The 20,727-nt window shown below is 42.4% G+C and carries 19 protein-coding genes, 1 rRNA gene and 1 riboswitch; of the genes, 3 read left to right on the forward strand and 17 right to left on the reverse strand.

Going from position 1 to position 20,727, the window contains the following annotated elements; genetic code table 11:
- Positions 1–43 precede the first annotated feature (43 nt).
- From H9649_RS16205 to H9649_RS16220, 4 genes are all read right to left on the reverse strand, one after another.
- Entirely contained in the window at positions 44–739 is a 696-nt protein-coding gene (locus H9649_RS16205; protein ID WP_191695942.1) for a heptaprenylglyceryl phosphate synthase, read from the reverse strand.
- 119 nt (positions 740–858) lie between these two features.
- Positions 859–1,176 (reverse strand): YerC/YecD family TrpR-related protein, encoded by a 318-nt coding sequence (locus tag H9649_RS16210; protein ID WP_191695943.1) that lies wholly within the window; start codon positions 1,174–1,176, stop codon positions 859–861.
- Between the two features lie 28 nt (positions 1,177–1,204).
- The gene (locus H9649_RS16215) at positions 1,205–2,296 is read right to left on the reverse strand and encodes a DUF3048 domain-containing protein (protein WP_191695944.1); all 1,092 of its coding nucleotides are present in this window, start codon (positions 2,294–2,296) and stop codon (positions 1,205–1,207) included.
- Between the two features lie 9 nt (positions 2,297–2,305).
- Entirely contained in the window at positions 2,306–4,024 is a 1,719-nt protein-coding gene (locus tag H9649_RS16220) for an adenine deaminase C-terminal domain-containing protein (RefSeq protein WP_191695945.1), read from the reverse strand.
- A gap of 183 nt (positions 4,025–4,207) precedes the next feature.
- On the opposite strand from H9649_RS16220, the gene H9649_RS16225 reads away from it, so the two are divergent.
- Genes H9649_RS16225 through H9649_RS16235 form a run of 3 tightly spaced genes read left to right on the forward strand, consistent with a single transcriptional unit; the run spans position 4,208 to position 7,757 of the window.
- Complete coding sequence (locus H9649_RS16225) at positions 4,208–5,572, forward strand: spore germination protein (protein WP_225229952.1); 1,365 nt, start codon at positions 4,208–4,210, stop codon at positions 5,570–5,572.
- Complete coding sequence (locus H9649_RS16230; protein WP_191695946.1) at positions 5,569–6,663, forward strand: GerAB/ArcD/ProY family transporter; 1,095 nt, start codon at positions 5,569–5,571, stop codon at positions 6,661–6,663. Before H9649_RS16225 ends, H9649_RS16230 begins: the two co-directional genes overlap by 4 nt.
- Positions 6,660–7,757 carry a Ger(x)C family spore germination protein gene (locus tag H9649_RS16235; protein WP_191695947.1) on the forward strand — a complete coding sequence of 366 codons (1,098 nt, stop codon included), beginning with the start codon at positions 6,660–6,662 and terminating at the stop codon, positions 7,755–7,757. Before H9649_RS16230 ends, H9649_RS16235 begins: the two co-directional genes overlap by 4 nt.
- A 47-nt stretch (positions 7,758–7,804) precedes the next feature.
- Here H9649_RS16235 and purD read toward each other — a convergent pair whose 3' ends face one another.
- From purD to rrf, 13 genes are all read right to left on the reverse strand, one after another.
- The gene (gene purD, locus H9649_RS16240; RefSeq protein WP_191695948.1) at positions 7,805–9,061 is read right to left on the reverse strand and encodes a phosphoribosylamine--glycine ligase; all 1,257 of its coding nucleotides are present in this window, start codon (positions 9,059–9,061) and stop codon (positions 7,805–7,807) included.
- A gap of 17 nt (positions 9,062–9,078) precedes the next feature.
- The gene (gene purH, locus H9649_RS16245; RefSeq protein ID WP_191695949.1) at positions 9,079–10,614 is read right to left on the reverse strand and encodes a bifunctional phosphoribosylaminoimidazolecarboxamide formyltransferase/IMP cyclohydrolase; all 1,536 of its coding nucleotides are present in this window, start codon (positions 10,612–10,614) and stop codon (positions 9,079–9,081) included.
- A gap of 303 nt (positions 10,615–10,917) precedes the next feature.
- A complete protein-coding gene (gene purN, locus H9649_RS16250; protein WP_191695950.1) occupies positions 10,918–11,490 on the reverse strand; it encodes a phosphoribosylglycinamide formyltransferase in 573 nt (190 codons plus the stop codon).
- Entirely contained in the window at positions 11,487–12,545 is a 1,059-nt protein-coding gene (gene purM, locus H9649_RS16255; RefSeq protein ID WP_191695951.1) for a phosphoribosylformylglycinamidine cyclo-ligase, read from the reverse strand. The genes purN and purM overlap by 4 nt, the downstream gene beginning before the upstream one ends.
- A gap of 12 nt (positions 12,546–12,557) precedes the next feature.
- Positions 12,558–13,985 (reverse strand): amidophosphoribosyltransferase, encoded by a 1,428-nt coding sequence (gene purF, locus H9649_RS16260; RefSeq protein ID WP_191695952.1) that lies wholly within the window; start codon positions 13,983–13,985, stop codon positions 12,558–12,560.
- Positions 13,961–16,192 carry a phosphoribosylformylglycinamidine synthase subunit PurL gene (gene purL / locus H9649_RS16265; protein WP_191695953.1) on the reverse strand — a complete coding sequence of 744 codons (2,232 nt, stop codon included), beginning with the start codon at positions 16,190–16,192 and terminating at the stop codon, positions 13,961–13,963. The genes purF and purL overlap by 25 nt, the downstream gene beginning before the upstream one ends.
- Positions 16,176–16,862: a phosphoribosylformylglycinamidine synthase subunit PurQ gene (gene purQ / locus H9649_RS16270; protein WP_191695954.1), complete on the reverse strand. Its 687-nt coding sequence runs from the start codon at positions 16,860–16,862 to the stop codon at positions 16,176–16,178. Before purQ ends, purL begins: the two co-directional genes overlap by 17 nt.
- Positions 16,859–17,113, reverse strand: coding sequence for a phosphoribosylformylglycinamidine synthase subunit PurS (purS, locus tag H9649_RS16275; protein ID WP_191695955.1), 255 nt, complete (start codon positions 17,111–17,113; stop codon positions 16,859–16,861). The genes purQ and purS overlap by 4 nt, the downstream gene beginning before the upstream one ends.
- Before the next feature lie 47 nt (positions 17,114–17,160).
- Positions 17,161–18,276 (reverse strand): 5-(carboxyamino)imidazole ribonucleotide synthase, encoded by a 1,116-nt coding sequence (gene purK / locus H9649_RS16280; RefSeq protein ID WP_191695956.1) that lies wholly within the window; start codon positions 18,274–18,276, stop codon positions 17,161–17,163.
- A complete protein-coding gene (gene purE, locus H9649_RS16285; protein WP_191695957.1) occupies positions 18,273–18,761 on the reverse strand; it encodes a 5-(carboxyamino)imidazole ribonucleotide mutase in 489 nt (162 codons plus the stop codon). Before purE ends, purK begins: the two co-directional genes overlap by 4 nt.
- A gap of 161 nt (positions 18,762–18,922) precedes the next feature.
- A riboswitch (purine riboswitch) is annotated at positions 18,923–19,022 on the reverse strand.
- A gap of 84 nt (positions 19,023–19,106) precedes the next feature.
- Entirely contained in the window at positions 19,107–19,298 is a 192-nt protein-coding gene (locus H9649_RS16290; RefSeq protein ID WP_191695958.1) for an NETI motif-containing protein, read from the reverse strand.
- Entirely contained in the window at positions 19,295–19,816 is a 522-nt protein-coding gene (locus H9649_RS16295; RefSeq protein WP_191695960.1) for a DUF2179 domain-containing protein, read from the reverse strand. The genes H9649_RS16290 and H9649_RS16295 overlap by 4 nt, the downstream gene beginning before the upstream one ends.
- Before the next feature lie 826 nt (positions 19,817–20,642).
- Positions 20,643–20,727 (reverse strand): 5S ribosomal RNA (gene rrf / locus H9649_RS16300); the annotation flags it as partial.

A 20,727-nucleotide genomic window follows, 5' to 3' on the forward strand; every position in this document is an offset into this window, starting at 1 on the left:
CACCTTTCAAAGAACACTTGTTCTTTAGTATACCCTACTTCACTTACTTATGGGGAACAGATTTAACTGCATCAACAGTAGAAAGTGCTGCCGACAAATCATCGTAAATGACGTTACCGACGATGACTGTATCGGCTAAACTTGCCATCATTTTGGCATCTGCAGCATTCGTAATACCGCCGCCATAAAATAGCCGCGTATTGTCAAGTACTCGTCCTGCTGCTTTGACAATAGAAGGTTCTCCTAGCATCCCGCTGTATTCCAAGTAAAAGATAGGAAGCTTGAACAGATGCTCAGCCATGCGTGCATACGCAATGACATCCTCTTCGTCTGGCAATCCGTAGATTTCTGTCAGTCTTGCCGCTGTGCAATTTGGATTCATAATGCAATAGCCTTCCGTCATCACTTCGTCCCAATTCATCATATGGCCATATTCTTTCAAAGCTGCGTGATGAACACCGTTAATCCACTCAGTTTTCGTTGAGTTCAATACAGTCGGGATGAAATAGAAATCAAAGCCAGGCATGACTGTTTCAACAGTTGACACTTCTAGAGCAACAGAGACAGAATATCTGCGGATACGCGCAAGCAAATCAAGGACGTTTTCTATCGTTACTCCGTCAGAACCGCCTATGATTAATGCGTCTGTACCTGATTCAGCAAGCCTTTCCAATTGTTCATCTGTTATCGTTTTTGCAGGATCTACTTTAAAGGCATGGCGCCAAGTTTTTATATCCATTGTCAATCACCTATTCTGTAAAAGTACTAGTGTGCACGGTTGATTAATTCTCCGCGCATTCTATTGAACAGTATACCAAAAAAACGGGCGGAAAGTTTCTCCGCCCGATTCATAATCAATCATTTGTTATTCGTGTCCTCGTCCAATCCAGGATAGAGTCTGTTCAGAATCAGATTATAACCGCCTGAACCATAGTCCACACAGCGTCTCACCCTCGAGATGGTTGCTGTACTTGCTCCCGTATCGTTTTGGATTCTGTCATATGTCTTCTTCTGTTTCAACGCATGGGCGACTTCAAGGCGCTGAGCTAACGATTGAAGTTCACTCATTGTCGAAAGATCGTCGAAAAACGAATAGCATTCTTCCAGATTCTTTAATTCTAAAATAGCTTTAAATAACTGGTCAGTCTGTTCGCTTCTGATTTTGTCGATTTGCATAACTTCCCCCTCTTTCTTACACTATTATTCAAGGAGTATACGTCACAGCTTTTGAAATGCCCGAGTGCGTTGGAACAACATGGATCCACGTCCTCCCCGGAACTAGCTTTGCAGGGACTCCGTTTTCTACTGGCACCAAGAATCCATCAATATTTTTCCATTCCATCTCTTTGGCTACGCCAGCTTGAAATACGATTACTTTACCGCCACTTTCAATATCGACAGCTTGCCTACCTACATTATCAATTGTTCGGTGAGCCGCTTCGAGAACAATTACATTACTCACTTCAACAGGCTCTCCATCTTCTTTATCAACCGTTAAAATACCTTTTACAGTACGATTATACGTACCTTCCGCAGCATCATAAGCAAATGTATTTATGAAATCATTGTTCGTACTGAATCGAACAACGATTAACGAAGCACTGTCTCCTAGTTTAGCATCTTCCACAGAATCATGGAAAACAAACGGCGGAGTCTTAGCAATTTCAACAGATGAGCTCGTCTTTTCCATAGCAGAAATGACATTTTCACCACTTATATATGAATTATGCGGAGCTTTACGGTCATGAGATCTTTTAAATAACGTACCGTCATATTGCATGCCGTTTACGTTATCTACATAACGTCTGTCTAGCAACGCCTTAGCATCGGGACTATAGCCGTGTGCAATGTAAAATGCATCCATTCCTTTGGCCATATGGATAAAATAGTCACGTGCACTACGGATCGGTCCTATTTTATCAGGTTGCTCACTTTGGAATAGTGCCAAAAATCGTGTGACATTCCCTTCAGCAAGAAATTCATAGACAATATCCGCTTGGCTGATTCCGGATTGCGGACGGGCTAATGGATGATTGTTAATCGTTGCTAGTACTGGTCTTGCCAGAACTTCATCTTCATTTAATACGCCCGTAAACGGAGACGGATAAAGAAGCATGCCTTCTTCTTCAGGTTCTTCAATTTCTTCGGGCTCATCCATGGCAACAAGATTTTCTTCAATTTCAGGTTCAGGTGCAACAGGTTCTTCAATCGTTTTCTCTTTTTTCGAACACGCCGCAGACAGCATCAACATCATGATAGCTATAACGAACAGCCATCCTCTTTTTTCCCCTGGCATTTCTGCCTCCTATCTTTCCGTAACCGGAATCAGTATTTCATTTTTCATAACATTATAAAGGCCTAGTTGAGTCGCTCGTACATATGGTAAATGTGTAGATTGCAGGAATAGGAAAGTATACACCGCATCGCCATGCTGATAGCCACGCTCTCTTAATGCATTTTTCAAATGTATTTCCTCTTCAATCAGTTTATCTACAGGTAATGCGGACAGTCCTCCAGCGATAGGAAGTTCGAGACATGCAATCTTCACTCCATCTTCCATTAACACCATGCCACCGTCCATCTTCTTCATTTCTCGGAAAGCTTGTAGCATCTGTGATTTGTCTTTACCGATAAGAATGATATCACCTGTATTGGAGTAAGAAGACGCGAATCCTTGTATACCGTTTGCAAATCCTTTAATGAATGTGTTAAGTCTCCACTTGCCGTTCCTATCTATAAGTAGTAGAAAACTTTCATCTTGTTCATCAGATAGTCTGTCCACACTTTTATCAAGTACCACTTTGTAAGGTTTTGTTATAACGTCATTCACCATCTCAATGCCTATATCGTCTGTAAAGTCAAAATCAGTTTCATTCAAATCAAAATGAAGATCGAGTTTTGGGATTGACGTCCAATCTACCGAATTAAAGTTGGTAACCGGTACCCTGTCTCTTAACAGCCACTGTCCTTTTGATAAAACATCTGTTGGCACAGGATTTTGTTCATTCTCTAGGAAGTTGAACGTTGCATATCTTCCCGTCGCAATTACTCCATGTATGTCAGATATATCGTAGTAACGTGCGACATTATAGGAAGCCATCAAGTACGCATCAATCGTGGCAACTCCTGCATCAAGTGCGACTTGAATGCATTTATCCATAACTCCGTCCATATGGAAAGATGGAGTGGAACCGTCTGTCGTCATCATGAGATGGTCGAAGACATCCAACTCTTTTTCAATGATGTCCGTAAGCAAATGTGGTAAATCAGGACGGATTGACGAATGACGGAGAGTCACTCCGTAGCCATGCAATAGACGCGCTTCCACTTCTTCAATTGTCATCGCTTCATGATCTCCATCCGTTCCAATTAGCTTCATCCTTGCTAGTGTACGCTCTGATGCACCCGGAAAATGACCTTCAATTTTCTTGCCTGCTTTTTTTGCCGCTACAAGTGAAGACATCATTTCCTGATCGCCGTTCAGAAGCCGCGGCCATCCTGTCAGCTCGCCTCCCATTAAAACATCACTACGTTTGAGCCATTCACCGATATCTTTTTGATTGAACACTTCTTTTTCATTGTGCAAGACAGTTTGCGAATCAAATCTAGCCCACCAATAAAACGAAAACGGCAGCTCATTCAGTTGCTCAAGTAAGGCAAATGCTTTTTCATTCCCAAGAAGCATGAAAAACGTCAAATTATCACATAAGAATGTCGTTGTTCCACGTCTGCCTGCGAATTCTGCAAACGTTTCAGGATTGTACAGTTGAAATGGATGAACATGAGGTTCGATATAACCGGGAACGATTTTCTTACCCGTAGCATCAATAATTTCCGCATCATCCATCATAGCTGGCATGCGTTCGCCGGTGTAAACAATTCGATCACCGGAAATCCAAATGTTACCAGTTACCCATTTTTTTAATATGGAATGTAAATAGCATGCATTTTGGATAATGAGATCCGGTACTTCTTTTCCATTTATAATTTGAAGATGTTTAAAGATAGTTTGTTGGTCCCACATTTTTTTCCCCTTCGTCTATGTTCTACTGATTTTATCGTAGCATAGCATTGTTTGAAAATATAGACCCTTTTACGACTTTATGATTAATTACTCTGCTAAAAACAAATCACCTATATGGAATGATTCATAACAGGTTCGGCAATCCTTACGTGAAAGGATTGTATCGTGAAAGGAATGAGTTCGTTGAATCCACAAAGCGATAATCAAATACCGCATCTTTTTGCAAGATTGCTGAACAAGCTTCAAGTAGCTGGAGACACTATACATACTCCTATCGAAATAGACGAAGAGAATGCACAATTGCTTTTTATTAAAAGTGTCATTGATGGTAACCAACTTCAGAATACAATCATTAAACCATTCTTTGAACTTGCATCTGAGAAGCGGTTTTTGCAGTATCTCGATTCCTTGCCGAATAAGATTGAAATAGTTGATGAAGAAACATTGCTTGTGGAATTGACTAGAGGCATGTTGCTGATTAATGTTCAACAACGGTATGTTTTAATCGACATAAAAAAAGTCAATACGGATTCCGTTCAAATCACTTCATTGGAGCCTACAATTTATGGACCGCAAGGCGGTTTGAGCGAGAGTCTTGAAACTAACATCAATCTTCTCAGACAGCGATATGCTGAGCCATCTTTAGCTGTTGAAATTACTACACTGACTGATCGTTCCAAGTCCGTGCTTGCCATACTATATGACAAGGAAGTAGTAGACACAGAAGTACTGGATACAGTAAGAAAACGTTTAGGGCAATTAAACAATCCGCTAATTCAATCGACTGCAGATTTGGAGCTCTATTTAAATCAAGAAAAGTTCGCCTTATTCCCATCTACTTTACTGACCGAAAGACCTGACAGAATCGTATACAATCTAGCAGGAGGAAAGGTTATTATAATGTTGGACGGCAGTCCGCAAGTAACGATGGCTCCTGCTGTTTTTTTTGATTTCATGGTGTCAATGGACGACCACTACCACAATTTCTGGACTTCCATTTCCACGACTTTCTTACGTTACGCAGGATTATTTACTTGTACAGTACTACCCGCATTATATGTAGCGATCATTTCGTACAATCCAGATGTAATTCGAACAGAATTGGCTTTGACTGTAGCCGGTAGCCGTATAGGGGTACCTTATCCATCCTATATAGAAGTGATTTTCATGCTCGTCTTTATAGAATTGCTTACTGAAGCGAGTATCCGTTTGCCAAAAGCAGTCAGTGCAACAGCTACCACTGTAGGTGGTCTAATACTAGGTACGGCAGTTGTTGAGGCCGCTCTAGCCTCTAATATCATGATCATTGTCGTTTCACTTGTAGCTATATCCACTTTCGTAATCCCTATTAATGAAATGAGTTTTTCAGTGAGGGCTACTCGTTTCTTTTTATTACTTTATGCAACTCTTTTTGGTCTAGCTGGAGTGATTATCGGTTTCGTCGGAATTATTATGTACTTGGCGAATAAGGAAAGTTTCGGGAAACCTTATTTAAAGTTCTATTGGAAGAACCGTTCAGAAGAAATAAAAGGGGGATTAAAGAAATGAATCGATTCCTCTATTATTTGATATTCATCAATATGATTGCGAATATTATCGCATCCGTTCCTCGCATTCTCATTCTTGAAAAATCAAATGGCGCTATAATAGCCATGGTTTTAGGTACAATCGCTGGGCTTTTGATAACATATATTACGATCAAGTTCTACAATGCATTTCCCGGTAAAAACTTGATGGAACTGTTAAAAATTTATACACCAAAATGGTTTTCTATTTCTGTTCTGATCTATTTCGCTGCCAATTGGTACATTGCAGGCTCGATTACGCTTGTTACTTTCACATTTGTTCTCATTCGTTTTTTAACTCCTGAAATGCCGATAATAACAATCGCCATCAGTTTATTAATCGTTGTTTCCAGTTCTTTATTAATTAAAACGAAAAGCATCCTATATATGATTGAAATCACTATTGTCATTTTTTCTCCTCTGATCATTTTCTTTCTTATGAAATCCGTTTTCAATGATGTTTTTGAAATTGATTTTGTCAAAATCGCATTGATGCATATTAATGAACTGCCAAACTACTCAGCATTTACAGCATCAACATATCTCTATATCGGAATCGTAAATATGGCGGTCTTCAATACTTTCTTTATGAAAAGGATTAAACTTGGCATTTTACCATTACTCATTCTCGGAGCCGGTGGTCTCTTTGTCATATCCTTGACGTATTTTGTGCCCATAGGGATTGGTGGTTTTGATAAAATTGACGATCTCATTTATCCGTGGATTTCAACTAGTGACTCCATTCGTATGAAATTCGGAATTATTGAAAGGCTGACATTTTTCTTTTTGCTTGTTTTTTTAGCGATTGCCATATTGAGTATATCCATTCATTGGCACGGTGCATGCAGATTATTGCAAAGCGCTTTAGGTCTTGAAAAATTCAAATGGAAAGGACATGATTTGTCGCCTATTTTTTGTGCAATCCTCTTTTCTTTCGTAAGCTTCCTACTCATTTTATATTTGTCAGAGGGACAATTATTTTCATATACAACTTATTTCTTTAATCTGCTCCCTGTTTTCTTCGGCATCTCCATGGTTGTTTTCCTTGTCATAAAAAGGAGGGCTGCAAAATGAGAGTTTTCACACTTGCGATTATTTTACTACTCTCAACAGTAATCCAATCTGGTTGTGCGTTTAAAGATATTGATAAGCGTATTTTAATTGTGGCGATTGGAATTGACCCTGCCGAAAATAGTGAAGGTTACAAAGTGACTTTAAAAATCGCTTTGCCCGTTGCTTCTGTAAAACAAGCGTCAGGACCTCGGTTTGCTTATTTTACGGAAGAAAGTGAAACAGTTGGCGAGTCGCTTCGCATTTTGGAAACGCATATTGATAAAGTATTGGAATTCGGCCATGTTAAAGCAATTGTCATTAATGAGGAACTTTTTAAAGATGGTATTGAAGATTTCATGGATTACTTCACTAGGAGAGCAGATATCCAATTAATAGCTTATGTTATAGCTGCCCGGCCTTCTGCAGAGGAAATATTGAAAATAGAACCCGATACAGAAGCAGCTTCAACGGTTTCATTATTGAACTTCTTTGACGACACAGGAACAGAAAGTCCTTATATAACGACAAGCTTTCTATTTCAATTCAGACGTGATTATCTCGGTAAAGGGATTGATTCATTTGTGCCAATAATTGAAACAAATGAGGAAAAGAATGAATTGATTGTAAATAAAGCAATTGTGTCAGGAGAAGGATCTGACCCTATCGTACTGGATCAGATCAAGACAAAATACTATAACTCATTATTTAAAAGCAAAGCTGGTATGGATTATAAAGTTGAGGATGATAATCTTACATTTATGCTTTACATCGATAAAGTGAAAATGTCTTACAAAATTATCGAAGAAGATAAAAAGCCGACATCGATAAAAATAAACGCAAAATTTGTCGGGATCATCGGTCAATCCAATCACGCATTATCTCAAGATAAGTTGAATCATTATAATGAGCTTTCCGAAAAAGCGATAAAAGAGAAAATGACGGACTTTTTTAAGACTCTCCAGGAGGCAGGTTTGGATCCAGGTTTCGGTTTACGGTATCGAGCTACACGATTAAACAGTGACGGGTTATATGAAAAATGGGAAGAAGCCTATAAAGATCTTCCAATCGATATTAACGTAACAGTGAAACTGAAAAGTACAGGTGCTCTTGAATGAAAAACAGGCCTCTCCGTCATCTCTGGAGAGGCCTGTTACTATTAATATTATTCGAATGTTCGCCAACCAATATCTGTCCGGTAAAAGAAACCGCGCCATTCAAGTCCATCCAATCCTTCATAGACTTTTCGTTGCGCCTCTTTCAACGTTGATGCACGGGATGTGACTAGTACAACTCGTCCGCCATTACTCACAAACCGTTCACCTAACAGCTTCGTTCCTGCGTGGAATACGTCAAGTTCAGCAGAAAGGTTGCTAAGATCAGGTAGACTCTTTCCTTTTTCGACTTCACCGGGATATCCGTCAGCAGCGACAACAACTCCAAGTACCGCATCCTCTGACCATTTTAAATCATATGGTTTGCCATCCATAAGAGCCATCATGAATTCACCAAAATCAGATGTCATACGAGGTAAGACGACTTGCGTTTCTGGATCTCCGAAACGTGCATTAAACTCAATTACTTTCGGGCCGTTTTTTGTGAGGATAAGTCCAGCGTATAAAATTCCTGTAAAAGACATGCCTTCTTCAGTCATAGCTTCAACGGTCGGTTTAACGACTTTATCATACGACTCTTGAATGACGAATTCAAGGATTTGCGGGACTGGTGAATAAGCACCCATTCCACCTGTATTCGGACCTTGGTCACCATTGAATGCACGTTTATGATCTTGTGCGATTACCATAGGATAGATTTGTCCATCATGAACGAATGACATATAGGAAAATTCTTCGCCGTCAAGAAACTCCTCAATGACGACTTTCGAAGAAGACTCACCGAACTTCTGATTGCCGATCATATCTTCTACTGCTTCATATGCTTCATCAATGGTCATTGCAACAACTACGCCTTTACCTGCTGCAAGTCCATCCGCTTTCACAACGATAGGTGCACCGTTTTCTTCAATGAACGATTTCGCTTCATCAACATCTGTAAAAGTGCCGTATGCAGCAGTCGGAATATCATATTTTCTCATTAATTCTTTAGCAAACGCTTTGCTGCCTTCAATTTGAGCGGCGGCTTTAGTAGGGCCGAATATTCGTAAATTCCGTTCATTGAAGTAATCAACAATTCCTTCTGCCAATGGCTGCTCAGGACCGACAAATGTCAGGTCAATTTTAGTAGAAGCTGCAAAATGAGCTAGTCCCTCGAAATCATCTGCACGAAGATTCACGATTGTCGCATCAGTTGCCATACCATCATTTCCAGGTGCTGCAAACACTTCAGAAACGGACGCGGACTGTTTGAACTGCCTGGCAATAGCATGCTCCCTTCCCCCACTACCGATTACAAGTACTTTCATTTGCGATTTCCCCTCTCTCAGTGCTTGAAATGGCGAACGCCAGTGAATACCATTGTGATGCCGTTTTCATTCGCTTTTTTAATGGAATCCTCGTCTTTCACAGATCCACCAGGTTGAATGATTGCCGTAATGCCCGCTTGTGCAGCAGCTTCGACAGTATCATCCATCGGGAAGAATGCGTCCGATGCAAGTGCTGCACCTTTTGCACGCTCGCCTGCTTGTGTAAGTGCAATTCCTGCTGCTCCGACACGGTTCATTTGTCCAGCACCGACACCAAGCGTCATATGCGAATCTGTAACGACGATGGCATTCGATTTCACGTGTTTGACTACGGCCCATCCGAGTTTAAGTGCTTCCCACTCTTCTTCCGTCGGCTCACGGTCCGTTGCAACCTTAATATCAGCGTCTTCAAAACCGAATGCATCCGGCTCTTGCATGAGCAAGCCACCTTCAACTGACACGGTATTCCAGTTGTCTTTTTTATGCTGTGTAAATGGAATTGTAAGCAGGCGGATATTTTTCTTTTTTGTCAATAAAGCAAGTGCCTCTTCTGAGAATAAAGGTGCAATGATAATTTCCAAAAAGATTTCCGAAAGCTTTTCTGCAGTTGCTGTATCTACTTCACGGTTCAGTGCAACGATACCGCCGAAGATGGACATCGAGTCTGCTTCATATGCTTTATTGAATGCTTCAGCTATTGTTTCCCCAGTTCCTACACCACAAGGATTCATATGTTTCACTGCTACTGCTGCCGGTTGCTGAAATTCCTTAACAATCTGGATAGCCGCATTCGCGTCCTGGATATTGTTATAAGACAATTCCTTGCCGTGCAATTGTTCAGCATAGGCAATTGAGAAGTCAGAGCCTAGCGGACGGCTATAAAACGCCGCTTTCTGGTGTGGATTTTCACCGTAACGAAGCGGCTGTTTCAGTTCATATGTATACGTAACTTGCTCCGGGAATTCCTCAGCTGTAAGGTCAGTGAGGTAGCTTGCGATTAGTGCATCATAAGCTGCTGTGTGACGGAATACTTTTGCTGCAAGACGACGGCGTGTTTCAAGCGTTGTCTGCCCATCTGATTTTAATTCCACAAGAACTTGTTCGTAATCTGTTGCGTCGACGATTACCGTCACATAGGCGTGGTTCTTGGCAGATGCACGAAGCATTGCCGGTCCACCGATGTCGATGTTTTCGATTGCATCTTCAGTAGTGACGTCAGGTTTTGAGATTGTTTCTTTGAATGGGTAGAGATTGACGCAGACGATATGAATCGGCTGGATGCCGTGTTCCGTCATTTGTGCTTGGTGTGACGGGTCGTCTTGTTTAGCTAGAAGTCCGCCGTGGATGAGCGGGTTTAGTGTTTTGACACGGCCTTCCATAATTTCAGGGAAGCCTGTTATTTCGTCGACAGCTGTTACTGCGACACCATTTTCTTTCAGATGTTTCATCGTTCCGCCTGTTGATAGGATTTCATAGTCAAGTGCTACAAGCGCTTGTGCAAACGCCAATATTCCTTTTTTGTCCGATACGCTGAGCAAAGCACGTTTTTTCACGAATAAACCCTCCGATTATAGAAATTAGTATTACATTGATTTCCGTTCCGGCGGACGCTTTCCTGGGGGCGGGCGGTAAGCCTCCTCGGACGCTGCGCGTCTCTCCGGGGTCTTACCTGTCAGGGCAAAGATGTGCTCCTTTACGCTGCGCTTCACTCGCAAAAGCCGTTCTTCGTCACGGCTCTCGCTTATCCCCAAGGAGTCGCCGCCTGCACTTCAATCAACAGAGCTTCTTCTAATAAAGATACGAAACAGTTTATAAAATAACAAAATACAAATACACAGATATAGTTAGTACTTGTATTACTGTTCAAACAGCAATTTTAATGTTTCTTTATAAAGAACATGCTCCACGGCATGAATGGCTTCAGCTGTACTTTCTGCGTCGCCTTCAACAACACGGACAGCTTCCTGAGATAGTATTGGACCAGTGTCCATTCCCGCATCTACCAGATGGACGGTGACGCCTGTCACTTTCACTCCGTGGTCGACTGCTTGTCCGATTGCATCTTTCCCCGGGAATGAAGGGAGTAGGGACGGATGGATGTTGACGATGCGTGATGGGTAAGCGGATAAAAGATCATGTCCGATCAGCCGCATGTAGCCTGCCAGGATAATCCACTCGGTTTCGGATGCACGTAGCGTGTCGATGATTGCATGTTCATGGGCTTGTTTTGATACGAATGCTTTTGGTTGTAGTACTGTGACTGGAATTTTAGCTTGTTTGGCACGTTCAATAACGTAGGCTTCCGGTTTGTCTGTGATGACGTGGACGATTTCCGCGTGTAGTTCTCCTTCGCGGCATGCTTGTTCAAGAGCCGTGAAATTGCTGCCGCTTCCTGATGCGAAAACGGCCATCCTCACTTTTTCAGTCATTCGGACAAACTCCCGTCATGGTTTCCTAGGAATGTGATGCTTGATCCTCTTGTTACGCGACCAATTTCAAACGCATCTTCTCCATGCAACGCGGCAATTTGTATGGCACGCTTCGCTTGTTCTGCAGGTAAAGCAATGACAAATCCGATGCCCATGTTGAAGACGCTGTACAGGTCTTTATCAGCCAACTTACCTTTGTCTTTGAGCATTTTAAAGATTGGCAGTACTGGCCAAGAGCCTAGATTGACTTCGACTCCGAATCCGGATTGGAACATTCTCGGAAGGTTCTCGTAGAAACCACCGCCTGTAATATGGCCCATTGCATGCAATTCAAGTTCATCGTTCATTTGAAGAATAGGCTTCGCATAAATTTTTGTCGGTTCAAGTAGTGCATGTCCGACTCTTCCAAGCTCTTCGTATCCAGCAATGTACTCATCAATTGTATAGCCTTGCTCTTCTAGAACGATTTGACGAACAAGTGAAAATCCGTTGGAGTGAATGCCGCTCGATGCAATTCCAACAAGGACGTCTCCTTCTACAACTTTTTCACCTGTCACGATTTTGCTCTTTTCACATGCGCCGACAGCAAATCCTGCAAGGTCATATTCTTCAATATCGTACAGACCAGGCATTTCTGCAGTTTCGCCACCGATCAATGCTGCACCGGACTGCACACAACCGTCTGCGATTCCTTTAACGATGGCTTCGACTTTTTCAGGGACCGCTTTGCCAAGTGCAATATAATCCAGGAAGTACAATGGCTCTGCACCTTGGGCAACAATATCGTTGACACACATCGCAACACAGTCAATACCAATCGTGTCGTGTTTGTCAGCCATAAAAGCCAATTTCAATTTTGTTCCTACACCATCAGTTCCTGAAACGAGAACAGGCTCCTTGTAATTGAGTTCAGAAAGATCGAACATCCCACCGAAACCGCCGAAAGCTCCCGTCACACCTTTACGTACAGTACGTGCCACATGGGACTTCATCCGTTCAACGGACTCGTAACCTGCTTCTATATTAACGCCTGCTTTTTCGTATGCTTTTGACATCGTAAGCACTCCTTATCGTCCATATTCTTTTTCATGGGGTAAAACGGTATCCGCATAAATATCAGTTGGATATTCACCTGTGAAACATGCGAGACATTGTCCGCAGTTTTTCATTTCATCCGGTCTGCCAATCGCTTTCAGCATACCTTCAGCAGATAGGAACGTCAGTGAATCTGCACCGATTAAATCACGTACTTCATCAACTGTGCGACCCGTTGCAATCAATTCCGAATCCGTACTAATATCTACTCCGTAAAAACAAGGACTTACTAGCGGAGGCGCTCCGATGACAACGTGCACTTCTGTCGCGCCTGCATCTTTCAACATCTTAACGATTCGTTTCGATGTCGTACCACGTACAATCGAATCATCGACCATGACAACTCGTTTGCCTGCTACAACTTGATGCACGGGCGAAAGCTTCATCTTCACGCCACGTTCGCGCATGGATTGCGTCGGTTGGATGAACGTACGGCCTACATATCTATTTTTAATTAACCCAAGTTCATAAGGTATTCCGCTCTCTTCAGAGAACCCGATTGCTGCGGAAATACTGGAATCAGGTACACCCGTAACGACATCTGCTTCAATCTTCACTTCACGCGCAAGCTGTTTTCCGCAACGTTTACGTGCCATATGGATGTTAATGCCGTCTATATCTGAATCCGGTCTTGAGAAATAGACATATTCCATCGAACACATTGCAGGATTAGCTGCTTCTGCGAACCTGTCCGATACTAACCCTTTATCATTGATAATTATTAATTCACCTGGAGCGACCGAGCGAATCGGTTCTGCACCGATTAAGTCAAACGCACAAGTTTCAGATGATACAACCCATGAATCACCTAACTTCCCAAGTGACAACGGGCGTAATCCATTCGGATCTTGAGCGACCATTAAGCCTTCTTCTGTCAGAACGACAAATGCAAAAGCACCTTTTAGCATCGATAGTGCTTTCTTTACACGGTCTCTTTGTGTCAATGAACCACTGCTGCTTCGCTTAATCAAGTGCGCCAACACTTCAGTATCGGACGTTGTCTGAAAAATACTGCCCTGTCTTTCAAGGCTTTCCTTCAAGTCCTTCGCATTGACCAAGTTTCCGTTATGCGCAATTGCCATGCTACCTGTTGTGGAACGGAAGACGAGCGGCTGGACATTTTCCGCACCGCGCCCCTCCGCTGTCGTGTAACGCACTTGGCCGATTGCACAATTGCCTGTCAACGAATTGAATGCATCTCCAGTAAAGACGTCATTAACGAGTCCTTCACCTTTTACAACATGTAAGCCTTTATCATCTTTCGTTACAATTCCAGCGCCTTCTTGACCCCGGTGTTGTAATGCGTGCAGTCCGTAATAACTTAGTTGCGCCGCATCTTCATGACCCCAAATTCCGAATATGCCACATTCTTCGTTCAGGCCTCTGAGTTCAGCAAGCATGCAATTGCCCCTTTCCAAGCGGAACGGAACTCTTCAACCGTCCCTTCTACTAACACTGTATTTTCTTCGCCTTTAATAACAATTTCAGCTGTCGCCGTTACCGTACCGATTCTATTTGCATCTGGAACAAGTTTTTCAAAAGCTTCTGCATGCTCGTCTTTCACAGTAACTAAGAAACGTGATTGCGTTTCACTGAATAAAGCTGTAACAGAAGATCCGGGAATCGAAACTTCTGCCCCAAGACCTTGTGCATCGAATGCTTTTTCACATAATGCAACTGCGAACCCGCCTTCTGAAAGATCAGTAGCCGATTGAACTAATTTGCTTTGAATTGCTTTAAGAAGATCTTTTTGACGTGCAACTTCTACATCCAAATCGATTGCAGGCACTTTACCGAAAATCTTTCCTTCAACCATTTGTTGCAATTCACTTCCACCGAACTCAGTTTTCGCTTCACCAATGACGTAAATCGCATCTCCTGCTTGTTTAAATGCAGTTGTCGTCACTTGGGATAAATCATGCACGATTCCAACCATACCCATCGTTGGAGTCGGATAGACTGGTACACCGTTTACTTCATTGGACATCGAAACGTTCCCGCCAATAATCGGTGCATTCAGTTTACGGCAAGCTTCTGAAATACCGTCTGCAGACTTCTCGACTTGCCAGAACACTTCTGGCTTGTCTGGGCTACCGAAGTTCAAGCAATCTGTTGCTGCAATCGGCTCAGCGCCTGAACAGATCAGGTTACGCGTAGCTTCCGCCACTGCAATCTTCCCACCAGTTTCAGGATCAAGATAAATGAATCGAGAGTTACAATCGGCAGTCATCGCAAGCCCTTTATTTGTCCCGCGTACTCTAATGACACCTGCAGATGAACCCGGAGCAACGACTGTATTCGCACGTGCTTGTGTATCGAATTGATTATAGACCCATTCTTTTGACGCGATTGTTGGACGTTGCAGTAAAGCAGTTAACGTCTCTTTAAGATGAGTAACAACTGGTTCCGTATTTTCCATCGCCTGGAACTCTGAAAAGTACGCAGGTTCTTTTGATTCTTTATAGTAAACAGGTGCATCTTCCGCAAGTGTATCTGCTAAGATTTCTGCGACTGTCTCTCCTTTATGTTTTAACCGAAGCATTTTGTCTTCTGTTACTACTCCGACCGATACTGCTTCAATATTATGCTTTGCGAATAGATCGATAATTTCTTGCTCGCGACCTTTTTTCACGACAATAAGCATACGCTCCTGTGATTCTGATAGCATCATCTCATATGGTGTCATACCTTCTTCACGTTGTGGTATGAGATCCAAGTTCATCTCTACACCAAATCCAGCTTTTGAAGCCATTTCAGCCGCTGATGAAGTCAGTCCAGCCGCCCCCATATCTTGAATGCCTATAAGCGCATCAGATTTCACCAGTTCAAGACAAGCTTCCATCAAAAGTTTTTCAAGGAAAGGATCTCCCGCTTGCATGACAGGCAGTTCAGCTTCTTTATCAACCGCAACCTCTGTTGAAGACATTGTCGCACCGTGTATTCCATCACGACCTGTTTTTGCACCTGCATAAATAACCGTATTACCGACTCCTGAAGCCAACCCTTTTTGAATATCTTCATGATTCAACAAACCGACTGTCATCGCATTGACAAGAGGACGTTTTGAATAACAATTATCAAACTGCACTTCTCCAGCAATTGTCGGTATCCCGATTGTATTTCCGTAGCTCGCAATTCCGGCTACAGCTTGTTCGAACAAATAGCGGTCACGCGCATCAGACAAGTCACCAAAACGCATTGAATTTACGAGTGCAACAGGACGTGCGCCCATTGAAAAGACATCACGAATAATGCCGCCTGCACCTGTCGCGGCACCGATGAAAGGCTCGATTGCGGATGGTGAGTTATGTGATTCCATTTTAAAGACTGCAGCTTGGTTATCCCCTATATCTACGATTCCCGCACCTTCACCCGGTCCTTGAAGAACACGTTCACCTTCAGTCGGAAATCTACGTAAAATCGGCTTAGAGCTTTTATAAGAACAATGTTCAGACCACATTGCAGAGAACAATCCTGTTTCTGTATAGTTTGGAAGGCGTCCAATCATTTCTACTGCACGATCGAACTCCTCGTCTGTCATTCCCATTTGACGATATAATTTCTCATCTTTGATTTGTTGAGTTGTAGGTTCATGCATGGCTGACATTGTTTTCACTCCAGTTCTTTATAATTGATTGGAATAAAGGCAAACCATCTGTACCGCCGATGATTGCTTCGACTGCCCGTTCAGGAAGTGGCATCATGCCAAGGACATTGCCTTGTACATTCAATACGCCTGCAATTCCGTCAACACTACCGTCGTGGCTGTCATCTGCATATGTAAATACAATACGTCCATCTGCTTTTAATTGCTTTGCCGTTTCTTTATCAACATAGTAGTTCCCATAATGATGTGCAAAGGGTAATGTAATTTGTTGACCTTCTTCGTACACAGCGGTAAATCTAGTAGATGCATTTTCGACGTTCAGAGTGGAATTTCCACTTCTGAATTTAAGATCTTTATTTATAAGGAAAGCACCTGGAAGAATGCCCGCTTCCACTAAAATTTGAAAACCATTTCCTACTCCTAAAACAGGTTTTCCTGTTTTTACGAACTCTTTTAAACTGTTAATAGCTGGAGAGCTTTGTGCGAGCGCGCCTGGACGTAAATAATCACCGAAAGATGCTCCAGTCGGCAAGATGACTGCGTCGAAACTTTTCAAATCAGCCTGATTATGATTAACGACTTCCGCACCTTCACCAACGATATTTAAAACAGCATGCACCATATCCTCGTCACAGCTAGAGCCAGGGAAGCTTAAAATAGCGAACCTCATTTGCCCGCAACCTCCCCGATTTCAAAGCTGTAATCTTCAATCACTTTATTGACAAGAAGTACTTCACACATTTTTTTTACCCGTTCTTCAATTTCTGCTTGCGTTCCTGAAAGTTCAAGTTCAATAAGTCTTCCAATACGTACATTCCCAACTTCGTCAAAACCCAATTTGTGTAATGCATCTTTTGCAGCAATACCTTGTGGATCTACAACGCTCTCGCGTAATGTTACGTATACGTTTACTTTAGTCATGTCTTTTTCCTCCCAAGTGGTAGTAATTTTGTCGATCGTTTATTATTTCAGGACCAAATCTCTGTTGCATCAATTTCATCTAGCGTATTTTCAACATTGTCCGTCATGATTGTGACGTGGCCCATTTTACGTTTTTCTTTCGCTTCCGCTTTCCCATATAAATGAATAGACCAATCCGGATGATTTTTTATAACTTTTTTCAATGGCGTTACATGTTCACCAAGGACGTTTACCATAATAGACGGCGCCCATAGCTTCGGTTTTCGAAGTGGCCAGCCACAAATTGCACGGATATGTTGATGGAACTGGGACACATTGCATGCTTCAATTGAATAATGCCCCGAGTTATGTGGTCGTGGTGCCAATTCGTTAATGACGATTTCTTCGTTTTCCAGAACGAACATTTCTACTGCAAGCGTACCAACCAATTTGAGATGATCCGCAATCGCTTTTGCAGCTTGCTCTGCTTTTTGTATGACCGCTTCAGGAACTCGCGCAGGAACGATTGACTCGTGTAGAATGTGATGCTTATGAATATTTTCAGCAATCGGGAGGCAATACGTTTCGCCTGCAGGATTACGTTGGATAATAACTGAGATTTCTTTTTTGAATGGTACAAATGCTTCTGCAATGCACTCAGAATGAGCAAACAGCTCTTTTGCTTCATCGATATCAGCTGCTGAGCCGAGTTTCACTTGTCCTTTACCGTCGTATCCGCCAAATGCTGTCTTGACGATGCACGGGTAACCGATTGTATCAACATTGTTTTTCAGTTCGTTAAAATTACTTGCTGTTATATACTTAGCAACAGGTGCTCCAGAAGCTGTTATTTCAGCCTTCTCAGCAATTCTATTTTGAGTAATTCTTACAAGTTCTGCGCCTTGTGGAACATAAGCAATTTGTGTAAGTCGATGTAAGCCTTCATAATCGATGTTTTCAAATTCGTAAGTAATGACATCACTTACATCACCCAACTCTTCTAAAGCTACCTCATCGTTATATGGAGCTACAATTCGAATATCCGCGATTTGTCCACACGGCGAGTCCATCGTTGGATCGAGTACTGCTATTTTAAATCCTGCTTCTTTTGCTGCAAGTCCCATCATACGACCAAGCTGGCCGCCACCAATAATACCAATGGTTTGTCCAGGCAAAATAATCATAGCAAATCACCACTGCTTTCGAGGGCCAAGTCACGCATCTGTTGTCTTCGTGTCTCAAGTCGTTTTAGCAGTTCTTTGTCATGGACCGCTAAAAACTGTGCTGCAAGCAAGCCGGCATTCGTTGCCCCGGCTTTGCCGATAGAAACGGTAGCTACTGGCACACCGCCTGGCATTTGCACAATGGACAATAATGAATCCATGCCATTTAGCGCTTTAGACTGGACCGGTACACCTATTACAGGCAACAACGTTTTTGCTGCGACCATTCCTGGAAGATGCGCTGCTCCACCTGCTCCTGCAATAATTACTTCAATTCCTCTATTTTGCGCAGCTTCTGCATACTCAAACATAAAATCCGGCGTACGATGTGCGGACACAACTTTCTTTTCATAATTCACATTCAGCTCATCTAAAATATCGCATGTATGCTTCATCGTTTCCCAATCGCTTTTACTGCCCATAATTACGCCGACTTTCAGTTCCACAGACAATCCGCCCCTTTTCATTCTTGTAATTCCATTGTTTCAACAAAAAAACCTTGAATAAACTGTTCTCCATATCATTACGGAAAGCAGTTCATTCAAGGATATTTAATAAGCGTTAAGATGAATTGTTCCATTTGTCATGGCACACCTTTCGCTGTTTCCTAAAATTCACTTTTCCCCATAGTCCAGACATTACGGTGTCCTGGTAGAAACACTGAAGCCAATCCTTCAGCATATATGTGGATTTCTATTTACTATTACATATTATCAATTCGACGTTTGCGAGTCAACTTAAAAGCGAACGTTTTTATAGTATGCTTATAAAACGTTCGTAAATAAGTGCGTTTAATCGAGAAGAACGCCTTTAAACTTAATCACTTGGCGTATAGGAACATATTTCCCTTCGATTTCCTCAAAAAGAGGTTCTTCTTTACGTCCTGCAGCGGTATAGCCTTGTGCAGCCATACGTTCAAGACATGTTTCAATCGATTCTCCTTGTTCAACTTCAAACCAGACGGTCTTCTTTTGTGTACTCATTTAAATAACTTCCCTTTTCTAACAGACTTTACCCAAAAACCGCCATGGATCGTTTTAGGCTCATACGCAATAATGAACGCTTTTGGATCAATCTGTTTAATGATATCGTATAATTTTAATTCATCTTTACGTGGTGTCAGTATTTGCATTGCGGATCGATTACCCTCTAATCCATTGGCTGCCCAGTCTGTTACTCCATATCCTTTGTCTCGCAGTAGTTTTGGCATTGTATGATCAACATCCGCCGTAATGACGTTTACAGTAATATAACCTAACGCCATTTTCTCTTCAATTTTCGTACCAACAATAATCCCGATTCCATAACCTACCGCATAAGCAATCACATTTTGTACTTTGTCCAAGTTGTCCAATACTAATCCTAAACCGATAATATAGACAACGACTTCCACCATGCTGACCATTGCGGCTATGTATCGATAACCTTTTAATGTAAGTATCATACGAACGGTGAAAAATGTTACGTAGACGATATTGATAGCTAAAATAATTAACACCATTGTCACTGCTAATCAATCCTCCTAACTAGGATGACCTCCATCGTATCGCTCAACAAGGTAGATTACAAGAAATTACGCAGCAAATTATTATCTATATACCCTTTTAGGCAAAAGCGTATGTATGAAATCTGAGTATTCTTTTGTGATTTTTCGCGTTAGGTAATATAGTACTGAAAACCTTGATACGGTGCAGACTGCAAATGAACATTTAAGTGTTGTAAAGCCAGTTGGACAAACTTTGAAGGTTATAGCTATATGTACGAAACGATGGGATATGAGCGCTCAAATGGAGTTTACGAGCGTAGGACTGCGGGATACGGGCGCACAAAGGGTGCACGAGCGCAGGACTGCGGGATACGGGCGCACAAAGGGAGTTTATGGGCGCAGGACTGCGGGATACGAGCACACAAAGGGAGTTTACGAGCGCGGAGCTGCGGGATACGGGCGCACAAAGGGAGTTTACGAGCGCGGAGCTGCGGGATACGAGCGCACAAAGGGAGTTTATGGGCGCTGGACTGCGGGATACGGGCGCAAAAAGGGAGTTTATAGGCGCTGGACTGCGGGATACGGGCGCAAAAAGGGAGTTTATGGGCGCTGGACTGCGGGATAAGGGCGCATAAGGAGATTTTACAAGTGCGTGTTCTTAAAAAAAGAATGATTACAAAAAAGCATTTCGCGCGGAATGAATACTTTAAGGCCTTATTTCTATCCGCGGATTCTTTCACTGGCAGAATGTCAATACATCGCGCCCACTGCCTTTAACCAATTCCGAACTTTCAGCACGAATTGAATGCAAAAAAACCATCCCCAAAAGGGAATGGCCTTTGCCCGGCAACGTCCTACTCTCACAGGGGGAATCCCCCCACTACCATCGGCGCTGAAGAGCTTAACTTCCGTGTTCGGTATGGGAA

The organism is Sporosarcina quadrami (assembly GCF_014836615.1).
Lineage (GTDB): Bacteria > Bacillota > Bacilli > Bacillales_A > Planococcaceae > Sporosarcina > Sporosarcina quadrami.